We start from the raw sequence: 25,713 nt of genomic DNA on the forward strand, positions 1-25,713 counted from the left end.
GTATATGCCTTCCGCTGCCAACGATATGTTCCGGTTAATCAACACGGGGCGCTACTGGTGGTCGGCCCAGAACGAATCCAGTTGACCCGCGAGGAAGTCCGGTGTCATCCGGGTGAACTCCTCGCGCTCGCCAGCGGGCAGGTATGGGTACACCGAATGCCGTGCGTCCGGCGTGTACCGGCGGCCGACCAGCGCTCGCACCCCGACCTCGTCGACACCGCGGATGACGCGGCCGATGGCCTGGCGCGCGCGCCGGACGGCCGGAACTGTCAGGGCGTACTCGAAGGCGTTGTCCGCCCCGAACGCGTCGCCGTACGCGCGCTGGACGCCCCGGACGCGGGGCGACCCGATGTTGACGAGCGGAACCCCGACGACTGCGCAGGTCGACAGTTTCTCGCCGTCGTAGTCGACGCCTTCAGTCAGGGTCCCCCGCGTCGACGTGACCATGACCGTTCCGCCGCCGCTGAAGAACTCGCGTTTCAGCCGTTCGGTCTCCTCGTTGCTGGACGACTCGTCCACGAGGACCGGCTTCTCGACGGCTTCTTGCAGGTATGCGCCGGCCCAACGGGCCTCCCGGTAGTTCGGCATCGCCACCATGACGTTGCCCGGCGAGCGGGCCAGCGCGCGCAGGGCCTGTGCGTACTCGTCGCGGGTGGGGTTCCAGCCCTCGCCGAGCGGCCGCATCGTCCCGGGGTCGCCGCGGTTGCGCGCGGTAAACGGCGTCGCGTCGACGAGGTACGACGCCCGGTTCTCCGCCGGGAACGGCAGGTCGTACGTGGTCGTGCGGACCGGCCGCCCGTCGCCGGACTCCCCGTCGGGGGCCGTCGACCCCGTTTCGGCCATCGAGTCCAGCCCCGACACCCGGGTGAACACGTCGAGTGGCTCCAGGGTCGCGCTCATCAGGATTCCGCCGCCGAGGTCGTCGAAGACGTTCCGCAGGGCCGTCGCGGGCATGCAGTTGTAACACAGCAGGCCCGGCGTGTAGACGGCCTGGTAATCGGCGTCGAGGCTCTGTCCGTGATTCGGCGAGTGTTCCAGTTCGATCTCCCGGAGGAACGTCGCGTGGTCGCGTTCCCACCACTGCCTGGCCAGCACGCCGACGGCGGCACACACCGGCTGCCGGGTCAGCCCGAGCTGGTCAATCGCGTCCTCGACGGCGGCCCCGACCTTCGACAGCGACCGCCAGAGCGAGCCGTCATAGCCCTTCCGCTCGGCCCACTCGGTCAGTTCGTCCTGCTCGACCGTGTCGGGGTCCCGGAGCGGGATTTCGCGGTCGTGGTCGGGCAGGACTGCCGGGTCCGCGCGCCAGCCCTCGTGTTCGGCGTCCAGAAACGTCTCGATGCGGTCGTCGAGCCACCGAACCAGGTCGTCGTAGAACTTCCGGGCCTGGTCGACCGCGTCCAGCGGGACCTCCCGGGCGGACAGCACCTCGCGGACCTGGGCCTTGTGGTCGGCGCTCTGCTGGGCGCGCTGGATGAGCGTCGTGCAGTCGTTTCGCGCCTGCACGATGGTCTGGCGGCCGAGACGGTCCGACAGGAGGTCCCGGACGCGCTCTTCGAGGCGGTGGGCCTCGTCCACGACGACCAGCGTCTGGTCGTCGAGCACGTCCGCCAGCAGCGGGCGGGAGCCGGGGTCGAACAGGTGGTTGTAGTTTCCGACGATGACGTCGGCCTCGGAGAGCATCACGCTCATCACCCGGTGGGGACAGGTCCCGCGTTCCGTCGCCGCCGGGAGGTAGTCGTCCATCGTCACCACGTGCCCCTCTCCAGCCGAGAAGTCGACGGGCGAGCCCTTGTTGCGGGCGTACCAGTCGGCCTCGAACGGGCAGTAAAGCGGCGGGTCCGACCCTTCCGCCATCGACTCCGGAGCCGTTGGCTGGGCCTGCCGGTACGGCGAGGCCGCGCCCGCGGTCGAGAGCCTGTCCTCGCCCAGCGTCGCCTGCTCGGCGGCGTCGGGGCGAGCAGCGGCCGCCAGGTCCTGGCCCTTCCGCGGGTCCCACCACTGGTCGTCGTCGGTCTCACCGGCGATTGCGGCGTCCGCGACGGCCGCCCCGTCCGAGCGGCCGTCGTCCTCGACCAGCCGCGCCGTCGCCTCCCTGAGGTCCTCACAGCGGTCGTGTGTCCCCACGTCGTCCGGGAACTGCCCCTCACGGCCGTACGGGCAGAGGTCGCGCTTGCCGACGAGCGAGATGCCGTCGAAGGGCTCCTCGATGCCCGCGTTGAGTGTTCGCAGGTCGTCGACGAACTGCTGGAGCTGCTGTTTGACCGGGGTGACGACGACCATCCGCTCGTACAGGTCCGTATCGCGGACTAGCGTCGCGCCGGCGGTGAGCGCGGCCATCGTCTTCCCGGTCCCGCAGGGGCCCTCCATCGCGAGAAAGCCGCGTGCCTTGCCCGCCTCGATAGCTCGCTCGACCGCGTCGGCCTGGTTCTCGTAGGGCTCGTCGAAGCCGAAGTACGTGCGCCAGGACTCCGTGCCCGTCGAGGCGGGGTCTGCCATCGAGACGGGATTAGTCGTCCCGGTATTTGAACCGCGGGGTTCCTGTCCATCGCAATCGCTCTGTGGGAACAGCGTCGGGACCGCAGTGAACCGAAAAACGGGCTGTGACTGACCGCCGCCCAGTCACTGGCACCGCGCCGTCAGTCCAGCAGGCCGAGGTCGCTGAGTCGCTCGACGATGGTGTCGACGGCTTCCTCCGCGTCCTCCTTTCGCTTCCCGCCGGTGACGACGAGTTTGCCCGACCCGAACAGCAGCGCGACCACATCGGGTTCGTCGAGTCGGTAGACGAGGCCCGGGAACTGCTCGGGCTCGTACTCGATGTTCTCGAGTCCGAGGCCGATGGCGATGGCGTTGAGGTTGAGCGAACTCCCGAGGTCCGCGGAGCTCACGATGTTCTGGACGACGATCTCCGGGTCGTCGTCGACCTGGATGTTCAGGTCGCGGAGCTTGTCGAAGACGATACGCAGGCTCTGGTGGACGTCGTCCGTCGACTTCGCACCTGTGCAGACGATCTTGCCCGACCGGAAGATGAGCGCGGCGGATTTGGGGTCCTGTGTCCGATAGACCAGGCCCGGAAACTGTTCGGGGTCGTAGTCGGCCCCCTCCAGGTCCATCGCGACGCTCTCAAGGTCGAGTTCTTGTCCGATACCGGTCGAAGCAACGACATTTTCGATGTCAATGCTCTCTTTTGGGTCGACCATGTAGTGTTTTAAATACCGGATTTAAATCATATAAACGTTTGTGATGCTGTGATTACTAGTCGTTCTTAGACCTCTACTGCGTCCGACAAATTCCATTCAAGTGGGGGTAAATCGTACGAGCGACCCTGCTGTGGCTGTTTGGTCCGGAACCCCACCGATTGGAATCCGACCACGGTAGCCACAGAAAACGCGGCAGAACCCTACGCGGTCCGGCCGTCGTTGTCGACGACGCTCGCGAACGCGACGTTTTCCTGTACGGTCTCTATCTCGACGGTCGGCGAGTCACCCGGTTCGCCGTCGGGGACGATGACGACGTATCCCCGTTCGACCTTGGCGATGCCGTCGCCCTGGTCGCCGAGCGATTCGATGGTCACGTTTCTGATTTCGCCTTCGTCGACCGGCGGTTGCGGGACGCCGGTGTCGGCCCGCGCCGGGTCGGTGTCCTGTTCGGGCTCCTGTGGCTGGGCCGGCGTCGACGAACCGGTAGTGACCTGCGAGAGCAGGCCTACGCGGTAGGTATCGCCCGGTGAAATCGCGCCGTGGGACACTTCGCTTTTCGGAACCTCGACGATATATCGGTCGCCGTCTGTCTCTACTCGCGCACTGAACAGTGAACTGAGCGCATCTGGAACTTCGACCATAGCCTATTCTACGGCTCATGATAGATAATGGTCCTGCCCTGTTGTGGTGAAATTTGCCGGCAGTTGCCGGTCAGTCGTCGCTTTCGACGCGGTTGGTCTCCGCGCCGACCCCGGCCTCATCGAGCAGTTCCGCCCTGTGCTCGTCCAGGAGCGGCGCACGACCGCCCGGCGAGGGCATCGTCTCGGTCATCTTTATCGGACTGCCGGCGATGGTCATCCGCTCGTCGGCCCCGGGCTGATCGACGTCCGCGAGCATCTCCCGACTGCGGACGTGTGGGTCCTCGAAGATGTCGGCGGTGTTCTGGACCGGTGCGGCCGGCACGCGCCCCTCGAGCAGGTCGAGAATCGTCTCGGAGTCGACGGAAGCCGTCCAGTCGGCGATTTCTCGACGCAGGGACTCGCGGTTCGAGATCCGGCTGCCGGCGTCGGGGTAGTCCGCGGCGAGGTCCGGGCGGTCCATCGCGTCACACAGCGCCTCCCAGTGGCCGTCGGAGAACGCCGCGATGACGACGTGGCCGTCGGCGGCCTCGAAGGAGTCGTAGGGGAACAGCGTGGGGTGGGAGTTGCCCTGTCGGGTCGGCGACTCGCCGTCACAGGAGTACTGGTACACGGTTCGCTCACAGAGCGACACCATCGAGTCGTACATCGCCGTGTCCACGTACTGGCCCTCACCCGTGCGCTCGCGGTGATGCACGGCCGCGAGGATGCCGACGGCGTTCAGCGCGGCGGTGAAGATGTCGCCGACGCCGGGACCGACCTTCGTCGGCGGGCCGTCGGGCTGACCGGTTATCTCCATCACGCCGCCCAGTGCCTGCGCGATGAGGTCGAAGGAGGGCTGTCCCTGCCGGTGGGTTTCGCCCGTCCGCGGGTCGCCAAAGCCCCGGATCGAGGAGTAGATGAGTTCCTGGTTGTGCTCCCGGAGCGTCTCGTAGCCACAGTCGAACTTCTCCATCGTGCCGGCCTTGAAGTTCTCCACCACCACGTCCGCGCGCTCGACGAGCGAGAGGAACGCCTCGCGGTCCTCCACCGTTCCGAGGTCGAGTTCGAGCGAGCGTTTCCCGCGGTTGACGCTCTGGAAGTAGCCGCCGTAGGCCTCCCTGTCCCCGTCGGCCACGAACGGCGGGTTCGACCTGATAAGGTCGCCGCCGGGGCGCTCGACCTTTACCACGTCCGCGCCCATGTCCGCGAGCAACATCGTACAGTACGGTCCGGCGAGGACCTGTGTCAGGTCGAGCACACGCAAGTCGTCAAGCGCACCCATGAGAAAACCACGATGGGGCGGCCGCATAAACCTTCCTGAACGACCATTATAAATTGTTTAAGGGCATATTATCATGAAAGACCATTAGGTTTATCAGTACCCGCCGATGACGAGGTAGTACATGCCCCGGACCGTTATCCTCGGCGTGATTGGCTCCGACGCGCACGTCGTCGGCATCACGATTCTAGAGCAGGCGCTCTCGGCCGCTGGCTTCGAGGTCATCAACCTCGGTGTCCAGACGTCACAGGACGAGTTCGTCTCCGCCGCGAAATCTCACGACGCCGAGGCAGTACTGGTATCCTCGCTGTACGGGCACGCCCGCCAGGACTGCGAGGGGCTTCACGACGAGCTCGACGACGCCGGGCTCGACGTGCTCACCTACGTCGGCGGAAACCTCGCCGTCGGACAGTCCGACTTCGAGGAGACGCGGACCACCTTCCGGCAGATGGGTTTCGACCGCGTCTTCGACGCGGAGACCGACCCGGAAGAGGCCATCAGGACGCTCCGCGAAGACCTGCAGCTGTCGACAACAGAGGCGGAGCAGATCAGGGTTGACGGGTGACCATGCCAACTGACGAGCGACTCAGCGACGACCAGCTACAGCGCATCGCAAACGACCTCAGGGACAACTGGCACACGGGCCGGGAAGTCGACTTCGAGGAGGCCATCGCCTTCCACGAATCGCTGCCGGACACAAAGCAGTTCGCCACGGTGTTGGAGTCGAGCGACCAGCCGCTCCTCCAGCCGCGAGCGGGCGTCCCCTGTCTCGAAGAACAGATCGACCTGCTGCGGTATCTACAGGACGAAGGCGATGCGGACCTCCTGCCGACGACCATCGACTCGTACACGCGCGACAACGAGTACGAGAAAGCCGAGGAGGGACTGGCCGCCTCCCGCGGCAGCGACGAGAACGAACTGAACGGCTTTCCGGCGGTCAATCACGGCGTGGAGGACTGCCGCCGCCTGGTCCGGGCGCTGGACGCGCCAGTCGAGGTCCGGCACGGGACGCCGGACGCCAGACTGCTGGCGATGGTCACACTCGCCGGCGGCTTCCAGAGCTTCGAGGGCGGGCCGATTTCCTACAACATTCCCTATACGAAACGGCACGACCTCGCGACGACCATCGAGCACTGGCAGTTCGTCGACCGGCTCTGTGGGGCCTACACCGAGCGCGGCGTGACCATCAACCGCGAGCCCTTCGGCCCGCTGACCGGCACGCTCGTCCCGCCCAGCATCGCAATCGCGGTGATGCTCGTCGAGGGCGAGCTAGCCGCGACACAGGGGGTTCGGTCGCTCACGCTGGGCTACGGGCAGGTCGGGAATCTCGTGCAGGACGTGGCGGCGCTGCGCGCGCTGCGGAAGCTCGGCAACGAGTACCTCCGCGACGAGGTGACGGTCACGACCGTCTTCCACGAGTGGATGGGCGGCTTCCCGCCCGACGAGGCGCGGGCAAACGGCGTCATCAGTCTCGGCGGCGCGACGGCGGCCGTCGCCCGGCCGGACAAAGTCATCACGAAGTCCGCACAGGAGTTCCAGGGCGTGCCGACGAAGGAGGCTAACGCGGCCGGACTGCGAACGACGAGACAGCTTATCGATATGATGATCGAACAGGATATCGACCTCGGGGGTATCGAAGAGGAACAGGCGCTCATCGAGCGGGAGACGCGCCACCTGATGGACGCTATCTACGAGGCCGGCGACGGCGACGTTGCACAGGGGGTCATCAACGCCTTCGACAGCGGCGCGCTGGACGTGCCGTTCGCGCCGAGCGACGCCGCCGAGGGCGCGGTGCTGCCGGCCAGAGACGACGACGGGCGGGTCCGCATCTTCGAGTTCGCGGACCTCGCGCTCCCGGACGATATCAAGGAGATCCACGCCGCGCGGCTGGGCGAACGGGCCGAGACCGAGGGCCGCGACCAGTCGTTCCGGATGGTCGCCGACGACGTGGACGCCATCAGCGACGGGAAGCTCATCGGGCGTCCGACCGGCGACAACAGGCCCGCAGGGGGTGCCAGCGATGCGGATTGAGGACGTTCGAACGGTTCCCGGCCTCTCCGGGTTCTTCTTCGACGACCAGCAGGCCATCAAGGACGGGGCGACCCAGACCGGGTTCGCCTACGACGGCCAGCCGGTCACGGAGGGGTTCGACCGCATCCGCGAGGCCGGCGAGGCGCTCATCGTGGAGCTCGAACTCGCCGACGGCTCCGTCGCGACCGGCGACTGCGCCGCGGTTCAGTACTCCGGGGCCGGCGGCCGCGACCCGCTGTTCCGGGCTGAGAAGTACCGTCCCGTCGTCGAGGGACCCGTCGCCGACGCGCTCCGCGGGCAGGACGCGACCCGGTTCGGGGCCAACGCGACGCTGCTGGAGGAGATGGACGCTGTCCGCTCGGGCGGCGACCGGCTCCACACCGCGGTCCGCTACGGCGTCTCGCAGGCACTGCTGAACGCCGCCGCACAGGCGAGGGGAGTGACGCCGACGGACGTGCTCGCGGACACCTACGACACCGAGCCGGCGACCTCGCCGGTCCCGGTGTTCGGCCAGTCGGGCGACGAGCGCCGCATCAACGCCGAGAAGATGCTCATCAAGGGCGTCCCGGTCCTGCCCCACGGCCTGTTCAACAGCGTCGAGAAGGTCGGCGAGAACGGCGAGGGGCTGCGTGACTACCTGGCCTGGCTCTCCGACCGGGCGACGGCGCTCGGGCCGGAGCCGTACTCGCCGCGCTTCCACGTCGACGTGTACGGCATCCTCGGGAAGGTGTTCGGCCCGCCGTACGACCGGACCGAGGTGACGGACTACTTCGAGACGCTCCGAAGAGCCGCCGCGCCGTACCCCCTCCAGGTCGAGGGGCCGATGGACGCCGGCGGTCGCACGGCGCAGATATCACGGATGGCCGAACTCCGCGAGGGGCTGGCCGACGCCGGCGTCGACGTGGACATCGTCGCCGACGAGTGGTGCAACACCTTCGAGGACGTGCAGGCGTTCGTCGACGCGGAGGCCGCCGACTTGGTCCAGATAAAGACGCCGGACCTCGGCGGCATCCAGCGGTCGGCCGAGGCGGTGCTGTACTGCGATGGGACGGATACCCGTGCCTACGTCGGCGGGACGTGCAACGAGACCGTGACCTCGGCGCGGGCCTGTGCCCACGTCGCGCTGGCGACCGACGCCGCGCAGGTGCTGGCGAAACCAGGGATGGGCTTCGACGAGGGGTTCATGGTGGTCACGAACGAGATGCGGCGGGCGCTTGCGCGCCGGGCAGCCACACGGGAGGTGCCGGCCGATGACTGACTGGGCCGACCCCGACGCCATGGACCTCTCGGACGCCGAGACGTTCGACAGACTGCTCGACCGGGCCGACACCCGGGAGAAGGGCCACTTCTTCGAGTTCTTCGGGGAGGGCGACGAGCTCGTCCACGACCCCGGCCTGCGGCTCTCCCAGCACGGCAGCGAGCAGTGGATGGGCCAGACGCTCAACCACGACCCGGCGTACTGGCGGGCCGACACCGCCCGCGAACGCGGCTTCGCGGAGCGCCCGGTCCACCCGGACTACCTGCTCGCCTGCGTCATGGGCATCACCGTCGAGGACCTCTCGGAGAAGGGCGGGTACTTCCTCGGGCGCGACGACGTGGTATTCCACCAGCCGGCGACGGCCGGGACGCCGCTGTCGGTCACCTCGACCGTCGTCGACACCCGAACCTCCTCCTCCCGACCGGCGTACGGCATCGTCACGTGGGAGACGGAGGGCCGGAACCGCAGGACCGGCGAGACGCTGGTGTCGTATCGGCGGACGAACATGATACCGCGCCGCGAACCGGCGGCCACCGACGGCGGTGCGATGGGTGAGCAGGACGAGGGTGGGCCGGCGCTCCCTGACACCCTCCTCTCGCCCGACGGCGAATACTTCGAGGACTTCCGGCGGGCCCTGGACACCGCCCGCGAGGAACACGCCGCCGTGGCCTACCGCCACGAACGCGGCCGGACGATGGACGACCAGCTCGTCGCCGGGCTGCCGCTGGCGACGCTCAACACCGCCCGCCAACACCACAACCGCGACGGGATGGCCGACTCGCCGTCGGGTGACATCGTGGCCTACGGCGACGTGACCCGCTCTATCGCGCTGGCCCACGCCCGCTCCGACGAGGCGACCTACCGCGAGCAGCGGTTCGCCGACGAGCGCTTCCACGACTTCGTCACGCTGGGTGACACCGTCTACGGCTTCACCCGCGTCCTCGACTGCGACCCCGATGCCGGACCGGAGCGGGCCGGCGCGGTCACGTTCGAACACGTCGCGTTCAACCAGGAGCAGACCCCGGTCTACTCGGGCCGGCGAACCGCACTCATCCAGCGAGATACATGACACGACTCTGTCGCACATTCCAGACCGCACCGGCCGCGATACCGAACGACAACAGCGCGAAGTTCCTCGTCTCGGGACTCACGAGCGAGGGGTTCCAGACCCCGGACTGGCTCGTCCCCGACATCGAGGACGGCACCGCGCCGTCGATGAAAGACGAGGCCGTCGACAACATCGTCGAGCACGTCCCCGACCACGCTGACGAGTTCGCCGGGGAAATCCTCCCACGGGTCGAGTGGGCCTACGACGACGCCGACGCCCGCGAGCGCGGTATCGAGCAGGTGACCCGGCTGGCCGATGCGGTCGGCGCGGAACTGGACGGCTTCGTCTTCCCGAAGGTCGGCCGCATAGACGACGTGCGCGACGCCGCGGGCGTCATCGCCGACGCGGAGCGCGATGCCGGGCTCCCCGAGGGGACACTGGAGATGGCCATCATCTTAGAGACGGCCCCCGGCCGCTCGGACCTCCGTGAGATCTGCCAGTACGCGGCCGACTCCCGGCTCTCCGGGCTCGTGTTCGGTCCGGTCGATTACACTGCGGAACTCGGCGGCCGCGCGCTCGACGGCGAGCGGCCCCGCTGGGACGGCCTGCTCGAAGCGCTCTCGAACGAGACGAGCGCCGCCGGTGCCGTCGCCATCGGCGGCCCCTTCGACCAGTTGTTCCACGAGCGCGCCGGGGTCACCTACTACAACGCCGAGGGGTACGCCGACCAGGTGGAGTACGAGGCGACCATCGGCATCGACGGCTCGTGGTCGCTCCACCCCAAGCAGACCGAACAGGCCAACCGCATCCACATGCCCACGACCGAGGAACTGGAGGGGGACCTCCACAAGATAGAGTCGTTCAACGAGGCCAAACGCGAGGGGACCGGCGCGGTCGTCGTCGACGGCCAGATGGTCGACGAGGCGACGTACAAGAACTTCGCGAACACGGTCAAAACGGTGCGGGCTATCGACGAGACCCACCCGGCCCAGACCGGGGAGTACTACGACGACGACCTGCTGGCGCGGGCGAGAGATGTCGAACTGATCTTCGGCTGAGTCGGCGACCGCTTCTTATTCGAAATAGCTCGCCAGTCGCTCGGCCGCCTCGTCGACGCGTGGTGTCACGAGCGCGAACCGGACCCAGTCGCTCCGTGAGTCGCCGAAGGCTTCGCCGGGCATCCCGGCGACGCCGGCCTCGTCGATGAGTTCGTAGACGTTCTCGAAGGACCCGGGGAAGCCGGGGAACCGCGCCATCACGTAGAAGCCGCCGTCGGGACGGTTGTACTCGGCACCGGCTTCGGCCAGTGCGGCACAAAAGTCGTCGACGCGCTCTTCGAGTCGCCGTCGGCAGGCGGCGTAGTAATCGGGGCTCGTCGTCTCCAGCGCCCGCAGGACGGCGTATTGGGCCGGTCGGCTCCCGGTGACGTTCGTGAGCATGTGCTGGGTGCGAGCGCGCTCCAAGAGTGAGCCGGTGGGGCCGTCCTCCGGCGGAAAGACAGCGTAGCCGACCCGGAAACCGGTGATCGCCATCGTCTTCGAGAAGGAGTTGGTGGCGACGACGTGGTCGGAGTCGGCGTGTAGCGCCGAGCTGAACCGACCCGCGTAGTCGAAGTGGTCGTACACCTCGTCGCTGAGCAGCAAGGCGTCGTGCTCCTCGGCGATGGCTGCGAACTCGGCCATCGCGTCGGCGTCGTACACCGCGCCGGTGGGGTTGTTCGGCGAGTTGACGACGATGACGGCCGTCTCCTCGCTCGCGGCCGCCCGAACCTCCGCGGGGTCCAGTCGGTTGGTCCCGTCGACCGGGACGAAAGAGACGTCCGCGCCGATGAAGTTGGCCCGGCCGGCGTAGTAGGGGTAGACGGGGTCCGTCAGGATGATTTCGTTGCCGTCGAAGTGGTGGAGGCCGCCCGTCATCGCGAGGTGGTTCGCCTCGCCGGCGCCGTTCGTGACGACCACTCTGTCCCGGTCCACGTCCCGGCGGGCGGCGATTTCGTCGCGGAGGGGCGTGAGCCCCACGCTGGGCGGATACTGGTAGTCGTCGGCCGGGGCCTCGGCGTAGTCTCTGAGCCCGTCGCGAAGCCCTTCGGGCGGGTCCCAGTCGGGGTTGCCCGACACCATGTCCACCACGTCCCGGTCGGCCCGAGCCGCGTACTGCATGACCCTGAAGAACTGGGGTTCCGTGTAGTCCATACGGGCCCTCTGGCTGCCGGCCCCGTCTGCTTTTCTGTCTACTGGCGGATGTACAGCGTCACCCCGCCGAGGACCAGCAACAGCACCCCCCACAGGAGGTCCGACCCCGGCAGGACCCAGAGGAGTAGCGTCACGATACCCGAGGTAACGAGTGACCAGCCGAGCGTCGTCTGATAGGTCATACGCACCGTTGTGTCTCTGAACTGAAAGCATCCCCGCTCCCCTGAACGCTTATTCGCCCGTCCCGCCAACGACCGGCAATGGCAGACGATACAACGGACCCGGTCGAGAAGCGTGTCGGGGAGGACCTCCGAGCGGTCGACCAGACGGTCGCTATTGCGGAGTCCTGTACCGGCGGGCTCGTCGGGTCGAAGATAACGGACGTGCCCGGCTCCAGCGACTACTTCGACCGCTCGCTGGTCACCTACTCGTACGAGGCCAAGCGAGAACTGCTGGCCGTCTCGCGGGAATCGCTGGACGCCCACGGCGCGGTCTCCGAACCGGTCGCGGCGGAGATGGCCCAGGGCGTCCGCGATACGGCCAGAACCGACTGGGGCGTCGCCACGACGGGCGTGGCCGGGCCGAGCGGCGGTTCGCCAGAGACGCCCGTCGGGACGGTCTACATCGCCGTCGCCGAGGCCGCGCCCTGGGGGACCAACGAGTCCGGCGTGACTGTGTCCCGCTACCAGTTCGACGGCGACCGTCGCGAGGTCAAAGCGGCCATCGCGACACGGGCGCTCCGGGACCTGGAAACCGCCTTACAGGAGTAGTAAGCTCTTTCAGTCGGGACACGGACGGTCCGGTAGATGAACAAACGCGGGCACGTCCTGAACGCCGTCCTTCTGAGCATCGGACTGGGATACGTTCTCGATCCATCGGGCGACGTGACGACCTTTGCGACAATCACGGAAGTGTTCCTTCCGGTCGTCCTGGGCGCGCTGTTCCCCGACGTCGACACCGCTTTCGGCAAACATCGCAAGACCCTGCACAACATCCCGGTCCTCGTAATCTTCCTCGCCCATCCGCTGTATCACGGCGGCAATCTCCAGTGGGTGTGGCTCGGGGTCCTCACGCATTACGTGCTTGACTACTTCGGCTCCCGCCGGGGTATCGCGCTGTTTTATCCTTTCTCGGACAGGGAGTACGGCTCACCGACGGGCGTGACGACCACCAGCGAGCACGCCGAAGTCGTCACCGTCGCGATTACCATCCTCGAACTGGCCGCGGTCGGGCTGTTGATACACGTTCTGCCGCAGTACCTGCCGCCGTCGGTCAGGACCTTCGTCGTCGAGAACAGCGCGTTCCTGGTTTAGTACACCCGCACGTCGTCGAACCGGCCGCCGTACGCGACGTGGTCCGGATGGGTCGGCTCGGTCCCCTGTAACATCAGTCGGTCGAACTTGCCCCAGGTGTTTTCCAGCCCCAGGTGCGCCCACTCGACCGCCCGGCGGAAGTCGTGTGAGGCGCCGTCGCGGTGGAACAGCGACCGTTCCAAGTCGTTCTGCAGCCCCGCACTGAGCGCCGCGACGTCCTCGAACGCCTCGGCGAAGGTCACGTACGCCTCGCCGACGGTGCCGCGGACGTGGGCATACGACGATGCGAACGGCTCGTGGCCGGTCTCCGACGCGAACGACTGTGCGCGGTCCCGGTGGTGTGACAGCTGCTTGGGATTGTACACTTCCAGCGCATCAATTACATTCTCGTACGCTTTGATGTCGTCAAGTCCCAGGCTCACGTTGAGAAAGCCGGGATGGGGGACGAGCACGGCCGCGTCCTGGCGGTCGAGCTCCCGCATCGCGCCGTCGAAGGTGATGAAATCCGGAATCGGTTCATCGAGGCCGAGCGCCAGCACGTGCCGGCGCTGGTGCCAGGTTCCGGTGAATATCTCTCTGCCCGGGAACACAGTCAGCTCTTCGTCGGAAAACGCCGCAGCTTGCCGCCGTATCTCCGGCAGCCGCGTGAAATGCGGCGCGTACACCAGCGCGTCGAGTCCACGTGCCTTCGCCCGCTCGACGACCCCGTCGTCGAGCACCTTCACGTGTAGGTCGACGGCGTACCCCTCGGGTTGCACGATGAACGCTATCTCCGTACTGGCATTAGGGGTTTCCGTTTCGGCAGCCTGGGAGATAGGCAGCTGACAGATGTCAGCCAAGGTTTTTACCCCCGCGTCGCATGCCACTGAGCAAATGCCACGCTGGGAGTGCGACATCGAAGGGGACGACAGGCAGTTCGACCGCGTCGAGGAGCTCATCATCCACCAGTCGGTCGAACACGACCGCATCGAGTGCAAGGTCTGCGGTGCCGTCGTCCCCGACGGCTACTTCGCTATCAAGCACGCGTTCGACGAACACTCCCGCGCCGAGTACGTCCGCGCCTACGACGCCTCCGCCGCCGAGGTGCGCCGCCGCGAACAGATCAAGGAGTCCGTCGAGGCCGCGGCCAACATGAGCGAAGTCATCGACCGACTGGAAGGCGGCGAAGCGTAGCGACTGGCACTTTTTTGATGGGGAGGCGCGGTATCGACTGTTCTGTCCCTGAAGCGGGACTGTGCTGCCCTCTCACCGGGCGCAAAGCGACCCGTTCGAGTAGAACGAGGGGCGGTGCTCACTGCGGTGAAAAACGCGGGCGAAAAGGCGACGACTCGCTGCACTCGCGGGTGGCTTCGCCGCCGGACGCTGCTTACCGCTCCTCGGAGTCGAGAACCCGGATCTGGTCACCGCGCACGGTAACCGGAATCGGGACCGTCGCCTCGTACAGCTCGACGGTGACCTGGTCCTTGCTCTCGTCGATGCGCTGGACCTGCGCCTTCTCGCCCTTGAACGGGCCGGCGATGAGTTCGACGATGTCGCCTTCCGCGATGCCTTCCACGTCCGGCTTCGGGGAGAGGAAGTGCTCGACCTCCGCCATCGAGGACTCCCCCTGCACGACGCCGTTGGCGTGGGGAATCTCGTCTAAGATGCGGTCGAACACCGCGGCGTCGTCCGCTTCGACCATCACGTAACTCGTCAGCGAATCGGGCGCGAGCGCGGCGTGAATCTCGTCCTCTTCGCGGGAGATGATCATGTCCGCGACGGTGCGTTCCTGGCTGGCCGTGGTTTTGACTGCGTAGATCCCCATCTGTTTACACCGGCTTGCTGCCAGGGATGAAGGTCATGACGGCGAAGATGATGAACCCGAGCAGTCCGACCAGCGCGATGCCCGCGCCGGCGATTTTCGCGATCTGGGAGAACTCCTCCCACGACGGCGTACTCGCCAGCTTGAGTACGCGGATGTAGGAGGTGAGGTCGTATGGAACGTCCATAGCGGGTCGTACCCACTGGTGGCTTTTCTATATTGTGGTGCACGATTCCGCGTGTCTCTCGGATACGGGCTGTGGAGGCGCCGAGCCCAACCGGCCGTGTACCCGCACGGCACGGGTGGGCAACGCCGACTAACCGCGACAAACAAGACAGCGGAGCCGGTGAAAGCTCCGAAAGAGTGGGTCGGGAGAACCCGGCGTCAGTCGACGTAGTCGATGTCTTCGCCGAGCTGCTGGGCGGCCTTCTCCTGTTCGGCCTCGCTCTGGCCGTAGATCTGTGGGCTCTCGACGCCGGTGACGACGATCATCGTCTCCATCTTGCCCTCGAACTCGTTGTTGACCGACGCGCCCCAGATGATGCGGGCGTCGGGGTCGATGCGGTCGTATATCTCCTCGACGACGCCCTCGGCCTCCTCGATGCTCATGTCGGGGCCGCCGACGACGTTGACCAGCGCGGAGTTCGCGCCGTCGAACTCCACGTCGAGCAACGGCGAGCGAAGTGCCGAGCGGATGGAGTCCTGGGCCTTGTTCTCGGAGTCTGACTCGCCGAGGCCGATCATCGCGACGCCGCCGTTCTCCATGATGGTCCGAACGTCGGCGAAGTCCACGTTGACGAGTCCGGGCTTGGTGATCAGTTCGGTCATGCCCTTGACCGAGCGCATCAGCACGCGGTCGCAGATCTTGAACGCGTCCTGCAGCGGCATCGAGGGCGCGTAGTCCAGCAGGCGGTCGTTCGGGACGACGATGACCGTATCGGAGACCGAACGGAGCCGTTCGAGGCCGGCGTCGGCGTTGGCACGGCGGCGCTCACCCTCCGCGGTAAAGGGAATAGTGACGATAGAGATGGTGAGCGCGCCCGCTTCCTGAGCGGCCTGTGCGACGACCGGTGCCGCGCCGGTCCCGGTCCCGCCGCCGAGACCCGCAGTGACGAACACCATGTCGGAGCCGTCGATGGACTGCTGGATGTCCTCAATATCCTCCTGTGCGGCCTCCTCGCCGATCTTCGGGACGGAACCCGCGCCGCGGCCGCCGGTGCGCTTGCGACCGATGAGGATCTTGGTGTCGGCGGCCACCTCGTCGGCGAGGTGCTGTGCGTCGGTGTTTGCGGCGACGAGTTTGGCCCCGTGGATGCCCTCCTCCATCATCCGGGTGACCGTGTTCCCGCCAGCGCCGCCACAGCCGACGACTGTGATCTTCGTCTCGAGGTCTTTGACGACGCTTGCCAGTTCTTCGTCGGACATCGTCCCCGACGTGGACACGTCCTGTGACGGCGATGATGTCGTTCCGTTGTCAGTTCCGCCGGCCGCGTCCTCCCCGTCTTGTTCTGCCTCGTCGATAGCGTCGTCAATTATCGAATCCATAATTTAAAGCGTCCTTGCAGACGAATAGTTATTAGTTTTCCCCCTGTGTCTGACGCTCGTCTGACGTGTTCGGTCCCGGTGTCGGCGGCTGACACGCCAGTGTTCACAGCGTGTATCGACGTATACGCTCGCGCTGGAACCGCTCCGGGTCGATCTCTTCTCCGTCGACCTCGATGGACTGTCCCGAGGCGAGTTTCCCGAACTTCGGTCCTTCAGGGATGTCAGCAGTCCGCGCGAGGTCCGGGTCGAACGCCGTCTCCCGGGCGACGAGTTCGCCCGCGGTCCGCTCGACGCTGTCGAAGCGTCGTTCGAGAATCCCGACGAGCGAGTCGACGACCGCTGTCAGGTCCGTCGTCGCCGGACAGACTATCGGCCCGGTGAGAACAGTCCCGTTCTGCTCGGTCGCGTACGCGATGGACTGGCGGTCGATCGTCTCACGCAGTGCCTCGCTGTCGATGCCCTGCGCGTCCGACAGGAGGTCGTCCGGAAGGTCGACCACCGTCCACTCGCCGTCGTATCCGGGCGCGAAGGCGCCGAACCTGAGCCCGTCGTCGACCGGTTGGACAGCGTCTTCGAGCGCCTCGACGAGGCCGAGGTCGACACCGGTGGTCTCCTGAACGAACGTCTCGCTGACGACCCGGTAGCCGAGCGACTCGATAGCCGCCTGGATGGCCGGCCGGTCGCCCTCCATGAGCGCGTAGTCGGCCGCACTGGCCCGGAGGGCGCGTTCGAGGACGGCGTCGCGCTCCGCGTCGCTGTCGGCCCACTCGGCAAGCGCATCCAGCGACCAGTCGGCGGCGATGTGGCCGACCGCCCAGTCCGTCTCCCGGACGACTCGCTCGAACCGCGGGGCGTAGTGGCCGCCGCCGACGCCGAGGAGGTGGCGGCGCGTCCCGTTCTCTCGGGGTTTGTCCGCTGGCTCATCAGCGAGGTCCAGTATCGCCCTGGCGACGGCCTCGGCGGCCTCGGGGTCCTTCCACTGGGCCTCCGCGCTGCCGACCTCGACGAACATCGACGGGACGCCGACGGCCGTCGGCCCGTGATGGGTACACTCCATGCCGACCTCGTACACCGGCGGGGCGTGGCGCCGGAGCGCCGAAACCACGGTCGCGTGCGCGCCGGGGCAGGCGCGTGCGAACTGCCCGTCCTCGCCGCCGAACTCCGCGACGCCGAAGTTCCCGGTGTGGTGGGCCGTCAGGAGTTCGTCGGTCTCGCCGGCGTGTTTCGAGGCGAACACGAGCAGGTCCGGGTCGGGGAAGGCCGCCGCAGCGTCCTCGATGTCCAGATGCAAGGCCTCGAACTCGCGGAGCTCCACGCCGTCAGTCCGGTACACCGTTCCACCGCCCTCGGCATCGGGTCGCGTCTCGTCGACGCTTTCGTCCCAGTCCCGCAGGGAACGCAGCCGCTCGCCGATATGTGTCGACGCCGCGTCCGCGTGCGAGACAACGACACCGAGCATCAGTCGGCGTTCTCCGGGTTGGCCGGCTCACGACCCATCGCGGTCCGGACGGCGTCACCGGCCAGCCCGAACAGGTGTTTCAGCGCCTCCCGGCGCAGGACGAACAGACCGACCCCGACAGCGAGGTACAGCCCTGTGTACGCCAGCAGGAGGTCGTGACTCGTTATCGGCAGGGCGATGAGGTCCCTGATGAGCGCGAACTCCAGGATCACCTGCGAGATGAACAGCGCGAACAGCGCGATCGCTTCGCGGATACTGATCTCGAAGTTGACCAGAATGGCGAGCGCGAAGAACGACTGGGCCGCTGTGATCCATATCTCTGCCCCCTGTCTGGCGTCGAACGGCAGGACGCCGTACCCGCCGAGGGCGATGGAGTACACCACTGCGATGGTACCGATGAGCAGCGTCCACTGGTTGAGCTTCGAGGAGATGAGCGCGTTGAACCCCGCCGTGGACCGGGCCTTGTTGACGAGCACGGCGACGACGATGAGTTCCGGTGACTCGCTGGCCAGCGGGGCGACCCACTGGATCATGAAGAACTCGGGAATCCCGTTCGCGACGCCGATCTCTTCGAGGCCGTGTGCGAACGGTTCGACGGCCGTGAAAATCATCGCCCCGGAGTAGCTAAACAGCGCGAGGACGACCAGCGGCCGCCAGGGCAGTGACCACTCCTGGAAGTACTTCGGCACGCCGACGGTGTGTTCACTGTGCTCGATGTCGGATTTGAGCACGAGACCGATGTACGTGACGTAGAGGCCGACCAGGAACAGCGTATCGAGGATGCCGATACCGCCGCCGAAGGGGACGAGAAACGCCCACATCGTCGCCAGGAAGAGAAAGGAGATCTCGGTCGCGATGTCGGTGTCCAGTTGGACGGTGTCTTTCAGGAACCCGTCGCGCTTCTGGACTGCCGGGTCCCGCGTTTTCGCGGCACGCCAGACGGTGAAGACGGCGATGCCAGCCCAGCCGAGACCGATGAGGATGCGGTTCGCGCCGGTCATGTTGGCGATGGCCAGATTTGCGTCGTGGCAGGCCCGAGCCAGCGATGTCTCGCTTGCCTCGATGGCCTGTGCGGAGAGCTGGCTACAGGCCTCTGTCGTCGCGCCACCCGCCCCGGCGTTCCAGGCATACAGCGCGTCGACCGCGTACTCCGGAGCCACGGCGAGGATGGCGAGGACGGCGATAGCGAACGCCCTCGGAACGTCTTTCTCGGCCGTTTCAGCGCCCCAGGCCAGGAGGAACGACGCCCCGAGGACGGCGAGCCCGCTGACCGCGACAGTGGTCACGTTCCCGACTTCGGTCCCGGAAAGAAACAGATAGATCCAGCCGACAGTCAGGGCGAGCGCGACTGCGACCTGCATCAGTGGATGGCGAAAACGACTCACTACCAGAGATGAGACTGGGTTCGGCTGAAAAGCTTGCGAAAGCGTCGACTGTGCGCCGCGCGAAAGAGCGTGGCGTTCATACTCCCGGGGCGCGCTGGCGTTGATATGGACGTCTACGGTCTCATCGGGAACCCGGTCGGCCACTCGCTGTCGCCGCCGATGCACGAGGCGGGCTACGAGGCACTGGGACTCGACGCGCGCTATGTCACGTTCGAGCCGCCGGCTGACGCCGGCGCCGAAGCCATCGACGCGGCAGCGACGCTCGGCATCGCCGGCCTCAACGTCACCATCCCGTTCAAGCAGGACGTGCTGGCCGCCGTCGACCCCGCCCCGCTCGCCGAGCGCATCGGCGCCGTCAACACCGTCGACTTCGCCGGCGGGACACCGACGGGCTACAACACCGATGCCGTCGGCGCGGTCCGGGCGCTGGAGCACCACGACGTGTCGCTGTCCGGCACGGCGGTCGTCGTCGGTGCCGGCGGCGCGGGACGAGCGGTCGCCTTCGGCCTCGCCGACGAGGGCCTGTCGGTCCGGGTCGCGAACCGCACCGAATCGAAGGCCCTCGGGCTCGCGGATGAGGTCCCGGGCGCGACTGGCCACGGGCTCGGCTCGCTGGCTGACCTGCTTTCGGACGCCGACATCCTCGTCAACTGCACCAGCGTCGGGATGGAAGCAGACGAGACGCCGGTCCCCGCTGGCGCGTTGCACGGCGACCTCGCGGTGCTCGATGCGGTGTATACGCCGATCGAGACCCGTCTGCTACGGGACGCGGCGGCCGCGGGCGCGACGACCGTTGACGGCGCGTGGATGCTCCTGTATCAGGGGGTCGAAGCGTTTGAACGCTGGACCGGCGAAGACGCGCCTGTAGACCGTATGAACGGACGATTACGCGAGCGGTTGTAGCGAAACGGCCACCAGCAAGAGATTTGTGTTGGGGATAAATACGTTCATGTATGGGTCTGCTTCAGAAATTGAAATCCGCCCTCGGGCTTGACGGGAGTGGGTCATCCGCGTCGGGGACTACTCGCGACGTGGACGTGACCGTCGAGCGAGAGCCCTCTACTGAAGACGAAGACGCTGTCAAGGGGACGAACACCGCGGCGACTACCGAGACACACACGCCCGACACTGCGGGCGAGGTCGCCTCCGAATCGGGGGGCGGGGGCGACACACCCGCTCACGCGGACGAGGTGGAGACTGCGGCGCCACCGACCACGACCGACGACGAATCGGCGGCGGAGACGGAAGATGCGACCACGGAGACCGAACCGGAAACGGCGGTCACCGACGAAGACACCGAATCGGACGCCGCCGACGAGGAACCGGTCGAGGCTGACGACGGGGAGTCGGCAGGGACCGACGCCGGGGAGTCTGCCGAGACCGACGCCGAGGGGAGCACCGCCCCCGTCACGGACATCAAGGGTATCGGACCCGCCTACGCCGACCGGCTCGCCGATGTCGGTATCGAGACGGTGGGTGAGCTGGCCGCCGCGGATGCGGCCGACATCGCCGCGGACACCGACCTTTCCGAGAGCCGCGTTTCGGGCTGGATAGGGCAGGCCGAGGACTACTGACGGCTGCCAGTCACTCTTTCTTTCCCGGACCGGCGATGGGCGACGGTTCGGCGGACTCGCCGAACCGCAAGGGAATTAGTCGCCGCAGTGCTTTCGTCCTGTAATGCCATCGGTCGAAACCGACCGGACCGCGTTCACGGACCTCGCAGCCGACGCGCCCTCGGCGGCGCGCGTCCCCGTCGAGGTCCAGGTGGCCGTTGACGACCCGTTTCTCGCGTACCGCCGGGCACGCGACGAGACTGGCGGCGTGTATCTGGCGACCACCGGCGGCCAGTCCGGCTGGGGCTACTTCGGGACGGCTCCGGCGGAGTTCCGCGAGGTCGACCCGGATGCGGGTGGGACGCTCGCCGCACTGACCGAGTTCCTCGACGGCGAGCGACTGGTCCGCGGTGACTGTGACGTGCCGTATCCCTGCGGGGCCGTTGGGTGGCTCTCCTACGACGTGGCGCGGGAGTTGGAGTCACTGCCCGACAGCGCCGACGCCGACCGCGCACTCCCGAACCTGCAGGTGGCCCGCTACGACCGCTTTGCCGCCTGGACCGAACCCCGCGGTGAGTCGGTGACGCTGCGCGTGACGGCCTGCCCGCGGGTCGGCGACTTCGAGACGCCCGAACTGGCCTACGAGTTCGGCAAGCAGCACGCGCTGGACCTGGCCCGGGCGGCCCTGCAGGGCGACCCGGCCGTCGGGGACCCACCGGTCGAGGCCGACGAAGCGACCTTCGAGAGCGACTGCACGCGCGAGGCCTTCGCCGACCGGGTCCGGACGGTCAAGCAGTACATCCGCGACGGCGACACGTTCCAGGCGAACGTCTCACAGCGCCTCCGTGCCCCCGCCGCAGTCCACCCGGTCGAGGCGTTCGACGCGCTTCGAACTGTGAACCCGGCGCCGTACTCCGCCCTGCTTGAGTTCCCCGGCGTCGACCTCGTCAGCGCCAGCCCCGAACTCCTCTTGCACCGGGACGGCGACAGACTCGTGACTGAACCCATCGCCGGCACCCGCCCACGGGGCGAGACGTCCGGGGCCGACGACCGACTGGAGGCGGACCTGCTCGAGGACGGGAAGGAGCGGGCCGAGCACGCGATGCTCGTCGACCTGGAGCGCAACGACCTCGGGAAAGTCAGTCGGTTCGGGAGCGTCGAGGTGTCCGATTACCGCCGCGTCGACCGCTACTCCGAGGTGATGCATCTCGTTTCGGTCGTCGAGGGCCGACTCCGCGAGGGCGCGACCCTGCAGGACGCCATCGCGGCGGTGTTCCCCGGTGGGACCATCACCGGCGCGCCCAAACCCCGGACGATGGAGATAATCGACGAGGTCGAGGCCACGCGACGGGGGCCCTACACCGGCTCCATCGGCCTGTTCGGCTTCGACGGCCGGGCGACACTGAATATCGTCATCAGGACCCTCGTCCGGTACGCCGAGGAGTACCACCTCCGGGTCGGGGCCGGCGTCGTCCACGATTCGGACCCCGAAAGCGAGTACCAGGAGACGCTGGACAAGGGCCGCGCGCTCGTCACCGCCGTCGACGAGGCGCTGGGGAGACGGTTGGACCTGGCGATGGAGGACGAGGGATGAGCGGTCCCCAGGGCGGCGGCAGTGGCTCGACAGTAGACTCGCTCGCCCCCACAGTGCTGGTCGTCGACAACTACGATTCGTTCGCCTACAACCTCGTCCAGTACGTCGGCGAGGTGGTCCTTCGGCTCGGCGGGACCGAAGACGACGTCCTCGTCCGACGCAACGACGCCGTCGATGTCGATGGAATCCGCGACCTGGACCCCGACGGCATCGTCGTCTCGCCGGGGCCGGGGACGCCCGAGGAGGCCGGCGTGTCGATGCCGATATTCGAGGACCTGGAATATCCGACGCTCGGGGTCTGTCTGGGTCACCAGGCGCTGTGTGCGGCCAACGGCGCGCCCGTCGGCCATGCCGAGGCCGTCGTCCACGGCAAGTCCTCGTCGGTTACCCACGACGGCACCGGCGTGTTCGAGGACCTGCCGGACCCGGTCGAAGTCGGCCGGTACCACTCGCTTGCGGTCGACCGCGAGACCCTCCCCGACGTGCTGACCGAGACAGCGTACACTGTCAGCGACGATTCCGTGGGACCAGAGACGACGCCGGACACAGCCGATTCTGGCGCCGAAAACGGCACGGACGAGTCCGAGGTGGTCATGGGCGTCCGCCACAGCAACCGACCGCACATCGGCGTCCAGTTCCATCCCGAGAGCATTCTGACCGACCACGGCAAGACCATGATCGAGAACTTCTGCATGCTATGCAATACCACGTAGACGGGACGCTCGTCCCCGAGGACGAGGCGACGGTGTCGGTGCACGACCGCGGGTTCATGTACGGCGACGCGGCGTTCGAGACGCTCCGGGCCTACGGGGGCGACCCGTTCCAGTGGGACGCCCACCGCGAGCGCCTCGGGCGGACGGCCGAGACGCTGGGCTTCGCCGACGCCGTGCCCGAGGACCTCCGCGAGCGCGTCGACGAGACGCTCGCGGCCAACGACCTGGAGGAGGCCTACGTCCGGCTGTCGGTCACGCGGGGCGTCCAGCCCGGGAAGCTCACCCCCGGACCCGACGTCGACCCGACGGTTGTCGTCATCTGCAAGGGACTTCAGCGGGGCGGGCTCGACGGGGAGCCCGTCTGGGACGAGCCGGCGTCGGTCCAGACGGTCCGGACCCGGCGGATTCCGAGCGAGGCCGTCCCGGCGGACGCGAAGACACACAACTACCTCAACGGGATTCTCGGCCGGCTGGAACTCCGGACGGCCGCCGCCGCCGGCGGCGAGCCGGCCGACGAGTGTCTCATCCGGGACATGGACGGCAATCTGGCCGAAGGGGCGACGAGCAACCTCTTTTTCGTCACGGACAACGGCCTCCGGACGCCGAGTACGGATCTGGACCTGCTGCCGGGGGTCACCCGCGACGTAGTGATGGACATCGCCCGGGGCGAGGAGTTCCCCGTCGAGACCGGCCACTACTCGCTCGACGCCCTGCGCGACGCCGACGAGGCGTTTCTCACCAACTCGACGTGGGAGATCCGCCCCATCTCGACCGTCGACGGTATCTCGGTGGGGACCGGGCCGATGACGAAGCTCCTCCAGCGGCTGTTCGACGAGCGCATCGAGGCGCGACACTACTAATCGGACACCCCTGATTCGAGCAAAGCCACGCTGAAAACGCGGGTTTGAAACGCCTGACACCCATACGGCTGTGTAGCATGGACGAGGACAGCCGTATCGTCGCGCTGGACGAGGTGCCCGACGACGGAACCTTTCTGTTCACTGTTCGCGACGGCTTCGACACGAAAGAAGCGATCATCGTCGAGTTGGCCGACGCCGTCGTCGCGTTCGAGAACTACTGTCCCCACTGGACGGACGTCCGGCTCGACAAGGGCAGCGGGGCGACGGTCCGCAACGGGGAACTGGTGTGTGAGAAACACGGGGCGACGTTCGAATCGGAATCGGGACTGTGCAGCTACGGCCCCTGCGAGGGGGCCGTTCTGGAAGAGGTCGCCGTCACCACAGCGGACGGCGCCGTCTACCTGACCGACGAGCGCTACGAGTTCGAGAACCAGGGGCCCTCGGGCGACCACGACCTCTCCTCGCGCGGTCGTATCGGCTTCTCCGGGAACTGAACGGTCGGAATCGGCACCGCCGGAAATCGCTCCCGCGTCAGCTGATTCGGTACGCCGGCTCCGAGACGGCCTCGCATTTACACTCCGGGCACCGACTCGGTCGGTTCGTCAGGTCGTCGAAGTCCGTGAAGCCACACTCCTCACACTCCGGTGGCGCGACGAGGAGCTGTTCGTCAGTCGATTCCAGGGACTTCGCGATGTGCTCTACGTGCGTGAGCGCGTCGCTGGTCTGTATTTCGAACGCGTTGGCGATTGTCCCGGCGGCCATCGCTTCGTCGCGCAGTTGGTCAGCGATGCGCTGGCGCGTCGTCCGACTTGCCTCGCGCATGGGAGACATTCGCATCCGACCGTTATAGGCTTTGTTCTGCTCTCGTCCCGCCGCAGTCTCGCTCTCTCGCCCTGTTCCTGTCTCCGCCACGATACTTTATCACCATCGGCGGTGAACAGCGACACCGACCGATGTTCGATACCATCCTCGTTCCGACCGACGGAAGCCCCGGTTCCGAGCGGGCCTTCGAGGTCGCCGCGACGCTTGCTAGCACCCACGACGCCACCGTCCACGTCCTCTCGGTCGTAGACGACCACGGGCCCACGGACGACGACTGGGACTACGACGGCGACTCTCCAGCGGCGGCCTTCATCGAGTCCCAGGCCGACCACGTCGATACGGATGGCCTGTCTCTCACCCCCGTCGTCCGCGAGGGGGTCGTCCACGACGAAGTCCTGGACTACGCCGACGACGCCGACATCGACCTCATCGTCATGGGGACCCACGGTCGAACCGGCGTCCGGCGGTTCCTCCTCGGCAGCGTCACCGAGAAGGTCGTCCGCCTCGCCGAGGTGCCTGTCCTCTCGGTCAAAGCCGACGCGGAGCCGGGTACCGTCTCGTTCGACGACATCCTGCTACCGACTGACGGCAGTAGCGGCGCGGCGGCAGCCATCGAACCGGCGGGCGCGCTCGCCAGCGAGACCGGCGCGACGGTCCATCTCGTCTCGGTCGTGGACACCCGGTCACTCGGCATCGATGTCGGGTCCACCGTTATCGTCGACGAACTGGAGTCGGTCGCGACCGACGCCGTCGAGACTGCCTCCGACCGCCTCTCCGAGATGGGGGTCGAGACAATCGAGACAGCAATCTCTCACGGCATCCCCTACCGGGCTATCCTCGCCGCCATCGACGAGGCCGATGCCGACCTCGTCGTCGTCGGAACTCACGGCCGCACCGGTATCGACCGCTATCTCCTCGGCAGCGTCGCGGAGAAACTCGTCCGGACCTCGCCGGTTCCGGTGATGACCGTTCGGGCGCCGGAGGCAGGTGACGGGCGCTAGCGCCGCCGGCGGCGACAAACCCCGTCTTCGAGACGACGC

28 protein-coding genes are annotated in these 25,713 nt (G+C 67.2%); 15 read left to right on the plus strand and 13 right to left on the minus strand.

Annotated elements, in window-relative coordinates:
* Nucleotides 1–51 precede the first annotated feature (51 nt).
* The 4 genes from KZ498_RS09880 to mct form a co-directional block, all read right to left on the minus strand.
* Complete coding sequence (locus KZ498_RS09880; protein WP_312618543.1) at nt 52–2,499, minus strand: ATP-dependent DNA helicase; 2,448 nt, start codon at nt 2,497–2,499, stop codon at nt 52–54.
* Between the two features lie 140 nt (nt 2,500–2,639).
* The gene (locus tag KZ498_RS09885; RefSeq protein WP_004516850.1) at nt 2,640–3,200 is read right to left on the minus strand and encodes a TATA-box-binding protein; all 561 of its coding nucleotides are present in this window, start codon (nt 3,198–3,200) and stop codon (nt 2,640–2,642) included.
* Between the two features lie 200 nt (nt 3,201–3,400).
* Complete coding sequence (locus KZ498_RS09890; protein WP_312618544.1) at nt 3,401–3,841, minus strand: TRAM domain-containing protein; 441 nt, start codon at nt 3,839–3,841, stop codon at nt 3,401–3,403.
* A gap of 70 nt (nt 3,842–3,911) precedes the next feature.
* Nucleotides 3,912–5,102, minus strand: a complete 1,191-nt coding sequence (gene mct / locus KZ498_RS09895) for a succinyl-CoA:mesaconate CoA-transferase (RefSeq protein WP_312618545.1) — start codon at nt 5,100–5,102, stop codon at nt 3,912–3,914.
* Between the two features lie 121 nt (nt 5,103–5,223).
* On the opposite strand from mct, the gene glmS reads away from it, so the two are divergent.
* From glmS to citE, 5 genes are read left to right on the plus strand one after another with little or no spacing between them, the layout of a single operon-like run.
* Complete coding sequence (gene glmS, locus KZ498_RS09900; protein ID WP_312618546.1) at nt 5,224–5,664, plus strand: methylaspartate mutase subunit S; 441 nt, start codon at nt 5,224–5,226, stop codon at nt 5,662–5,664.
* 2 nt (nt 5,665–5,666) lie between these two features.
* Nucleotides 5,667–7,130, plus strand: coding sequence for a methylaspartate mutase subunit E (locus KZ498_RS09905; RefSeq protein WP_312618547.1), 1,464 nt, complete (start codon nt 5,667–5,669; stop codon nt 7,128–7,130).
* The gene (locus KZ498_RS09910; RefSeq protein WP_312618548.1) at nt 7,120–8,388 is read left to right on the plus strand and encodes a methylaspartate ammonia-lyase; all 1,269 of its coding nucleotides are present in this window, start codon (nt 7,120–7,122) and stop codon (nt 8,386–8,388) included. The genes KZ498_RS09905 and KZ498_RS09910 overlap by 11 nt, the downstream gene beginning before the upstream one ends.
* Complete coding sequence (gene mch, locus KZ498_RS09915) at nt 8,381–9,457, plus strand: 2-methylfumaryl-CoA hydratase (RefSeq protein WP_312618549.1); 1,077 nt, start codon at nt 8,381–8,383, stop codon at nt 9,455–9,457. Before KZ498_RS09910 ends, mch begins: the two co-directional genes overlap by 8 nt.
* Complete coding sequence (citE, locus tag KZ498_RS09920) at nt 9,454–10,494, plus strand: L-malyl-CoA/beta-methylmalyl-CoA lyase (RefSeq protein WP_312618550.1); 1,041 nt, start codon at nt 9,454–9,456, stop codon at nt 10,492–10,494. Before mch ends, citE begins: the two co-directional genes overlap by 4 nt.
* A gap of 15 nt (nt 10,495–10,509) precedes the next feature.
* Here the strand turns inward: citE and KZ498_RS09925 are convergent, their stop codons facing one another.
* Nucleotides 10,510–11,628, minus strand: a complete 1,119-nt coding sequence (locus KZ498_RS09925; protein ID WP_312618551.1) for a pyridoxal phosphate-dependent aminotransferase — start codon at nt 11,626–11,628, stop codon at nt 10,510–10,512.
* A 38-nt stretch (nt 11,629–11,666) separates the two neighbouring features.
* Entirely contained in the window at nt 11,667–11,810 is a 144-nt protein-coding gene (locus KZ498_RS09930; RefSeq protein ID WP_312618552.1) for a hypothetical protein, read from the minus strand.
* A 78-nt stretch (nt 11,811–11,888) separates the two neighbouring features.
* Here KZ498_RS09930 and KZ498_RS09935 point away from each other — a divergent pair, with 78 nt between their 5' ends.
* Nucleotides 11,889–12,398 carry a CinA family protein gene (locus KZ498_RS09935; protein ID WP_312618553.1) on the plus strand — a complete coding sequence of 170 codons (510 nt, stop codon included), beginning with the start codon at nt 11,889–11,891 and terminating at the stop codon, nt 12,396–12,398.
* A gap of 36 nt (nt 12,399–12,434) precedes the next feature.
* Nucleotides 12,435–12,941 carry a metal-dependent hydrolase gene (locus tag KZ498_RS09940; RefSeq protein WP_312618554.1) on the plus strand — a complete coding sequence of 169 codons (507 nt, stop codon included), beginning with the start codon at nt 12,435–12,437 and terminating at the stop codon, nt 12,939–12,941.
* Here KZ498_RS09940 and KZ498_RS09945 read toward each other — a convergent pair.
* Nucleotides 12,938–13,699, minus strand: coding sequence for a PHP-associated domain-containing protein (locus KZ498_RS09945; protein ID WP_312618555.1), 762 nt, complete (start codon nt 13,697–13,699; stop codon nt 12,938–12,940). The genes KZ498_RS09940 and KZ498_RS09945 overlap by 4 nt on opposite strands.
* 115 nt (nt 13,700–13,814) lie before the next feature.
* Here KZ498_RS09945 and KZ498_RS09950 point away from each other — a divergent pair, with 115 nt between their 5' ends.
* Complete coding sequence (locus KZ498_RS09950) at nt 13,815–14,114, plus strand: hypothetical protein (protein ID WP_004516837.1); 300 nt, start codon at nt 13,815–13,817, stop codon at nt 14,112–14,114.
* Nucleotides 14,115–14,307: 193 nt separating this feature from the next.
* On the opposite strand, the gene KZ498_RS09955 is transcribed toward KZ498_RS09950, so the two are convergent.
* The 5 genes from KZ498_RS09955 to KZ498_RS09975 form a co-directional block, all read right to left on the minus strand.
* Nucleotides 14,308–14,745: a transcription elongation factor Spt5 gene (locus tag KZ498_RS09955; RefSeq protein WP_312618556.1), complete on the minus strand. Its 438-nt coding sequence runs from the start codon at nt 14,743–14,745 to the stop codon at nt 14,308–14,310.
* A 4-nt stretch (nt 14,746–14,749) separates the two neighbouring features.
* Entirely contained in the window at nt 14,750–14,929 is a 180-nt protein-coding gene (locus KZ498_RS09960) for a protein translocase SEC61 complex subunit gamma (protein ID WP_004592944.1), read from the minus strand.
* Nucleotides 14,930–15,126: 197 nt separating this feature from the next.
* Nucleotides 15,127–16,287: a cell division protein FtsZ gene (gene ftsZ / locus KZ498_RS09965; RefSeq protein WP_312618557.1), complete on the minus strand. Its 1,161-nt coding sequence runs from the start codon at nt 16,285–16,287 to the stop codon at nt 15,127–15,129.
* A gap of 103 nt (nt 16,288–16,390) precedes the next feature.
* On the minus strand, nt 16,391–17,746 hold the full coding sequence (locus tag KZ498_RS09970) for a D-aminoacyl-tRNA deacylase (protein WP_312618558.1): 1,356 nt from the start codon (nt 17,744–17,746) through the stop codon (nt 16,391–16,393).
* A complete protein-coding gene (locus tag KZ498_RS09975) occupies nt 17,746–19,107 on the minus strand; it encodes a sodium:calcium antiporter (protein WP_312619311.1) in 1,362 nt (453 codons plus the stop codon). Before KZ498_RS09975 ends, KZ498_RS09970 begins: the two co-directional genes overlap by 1 nt.
* A 129-nt stretch (nt 19,108–19,236) precedes the next feature.
* Between KZ498_RS09975 and KZ498_RS09980 the strand changes: the two genes are divergently transcribed.
* The 6 genes from KZ498_RS09980 to KZ498_RS10005 all read left to right on the plus strand — a co-directional run bounded on the left by KZ498_RS09980 (nt 19,237) and on the right by KZ498_RS10005 (nt 24,345).
* Nucleotides 19,237–20,034: a shikimate dehydrogenase gene (locus KZ498_RS09980; RefSeq protein ID WP_312618559.1), complete on the plus strand. Its 798-nt coding sequence runs from the start codon at nt 19,237–19,239 to the stop codon at nt 20,032–20,034.
* Between the two features lie 50 nt (nt 20,035–20,084).
* Complete coding sequence (locus KZ498_RS09985) at nt 20,085–20,705, plus strand: helix-hairpin-helix domain-containing protein (protein ID WP_312618561.1); 621 nt, start codon at nt 20,085–20,087, stop codon at nt 20,703–20,705.
* Between the two features lie 103 nt (nt 20,706–20,808).
* On the plus strand, nt 20,809–22,278 hold the full coding sequence (gene pabB, locus KZ498_RS09990; protein WP_312618563.1) for an aminodeoxychorismate synthase, component I: 1,470 nt from the start codon (nt 20,809–20,811) through the stop codon (nt 22,276–22,278).
* Nucleotides 22,275–22,991: an aminodeoxychorismate/anthranilate synthase component II gene (locus KZ498_RS09995; RefSeq protein WP_312618565.1), complete on the plus strand. Its 717-nt coding sequence runs from the start codon at nt 22,275–22,277 to the stop codon at nt 22,989–22,991. The genes pabB and KZ498_RS09995 overlap by 4 nt, the downstream gene beginning before the upstream one ends.
* Nucleotides 22,976–23,851 carry an aminotransferase class IV gene (locus KZ498_RS10000; protein WP_312618567.1) on the plus strand — a complete coding sequence of 292 codons (876 nt, stop codon included), beginning with the start codon at nt 22,976–22,978 and terminating at the stop codon, nt 23,849–23,851. The genes KZ498_RS09995 and KZ498_RS10000 overlap by 16 nt, the downstream gene beginning before the upstream one ends.
* 77 nt (nt 23,852–23,928) lie before the next feature.
* Nucleotides 23,929–24,345, plus strand: coding sequence for a Rieske 2Fe-2S domain-containing protein (locus tag KZ498_RS10005; RefSeq protein ID WP_312618569.1), 417 nt, complete (start codon nt 23,929–23,931; stop codon nt 24,343–24,345).
* Between the two features lie 37 nt (nt 24,346–24,382).
* Here the strand turns inward: KZ498_RS10005 and KZ498_RS10010 are convergent, their stop codons facing one another.
* Entirely contained in the window at nt 24,383–24,673 is a 291-nt protein-coding gene (locus KZ498_RS10010; RefSeq protein ID WP_312618571.1) for a transcriptional regulator, read from the minus strand.
* A gap of 131 nt (nt 24,674–24,804) precedes the next feature.
* On the opposite strand from KZ498_RS10010, the gene KZ498_RS10015 reads away from it, so the two are divergent.
* Nucleotides 24,805–25,674 carry a universal stress protein gene (locus KZ498_RS10015; protein WP_312618572.1) on the plus strand — a complete coding sequence of 290 codons (870 nt, stop codon included), beginning with the start codon at nt 24,805–24,807 and terminating at the stop codon, nt 25,672–25,674.
* The last annotated feature ends 39 nt before the right edge of the window (nt 25,675–25,713 follow it).

Origin of the sequence: Haloarcula sp. 1CSR25-25, assembly GCF_032027985.1 — an archaeon.
Taxonomy (GTDB): domain Archaea; phylum Halobacteriota; class Halobacteria; order Halobacteriales; family Haloarculaceae; genus Haloarcula.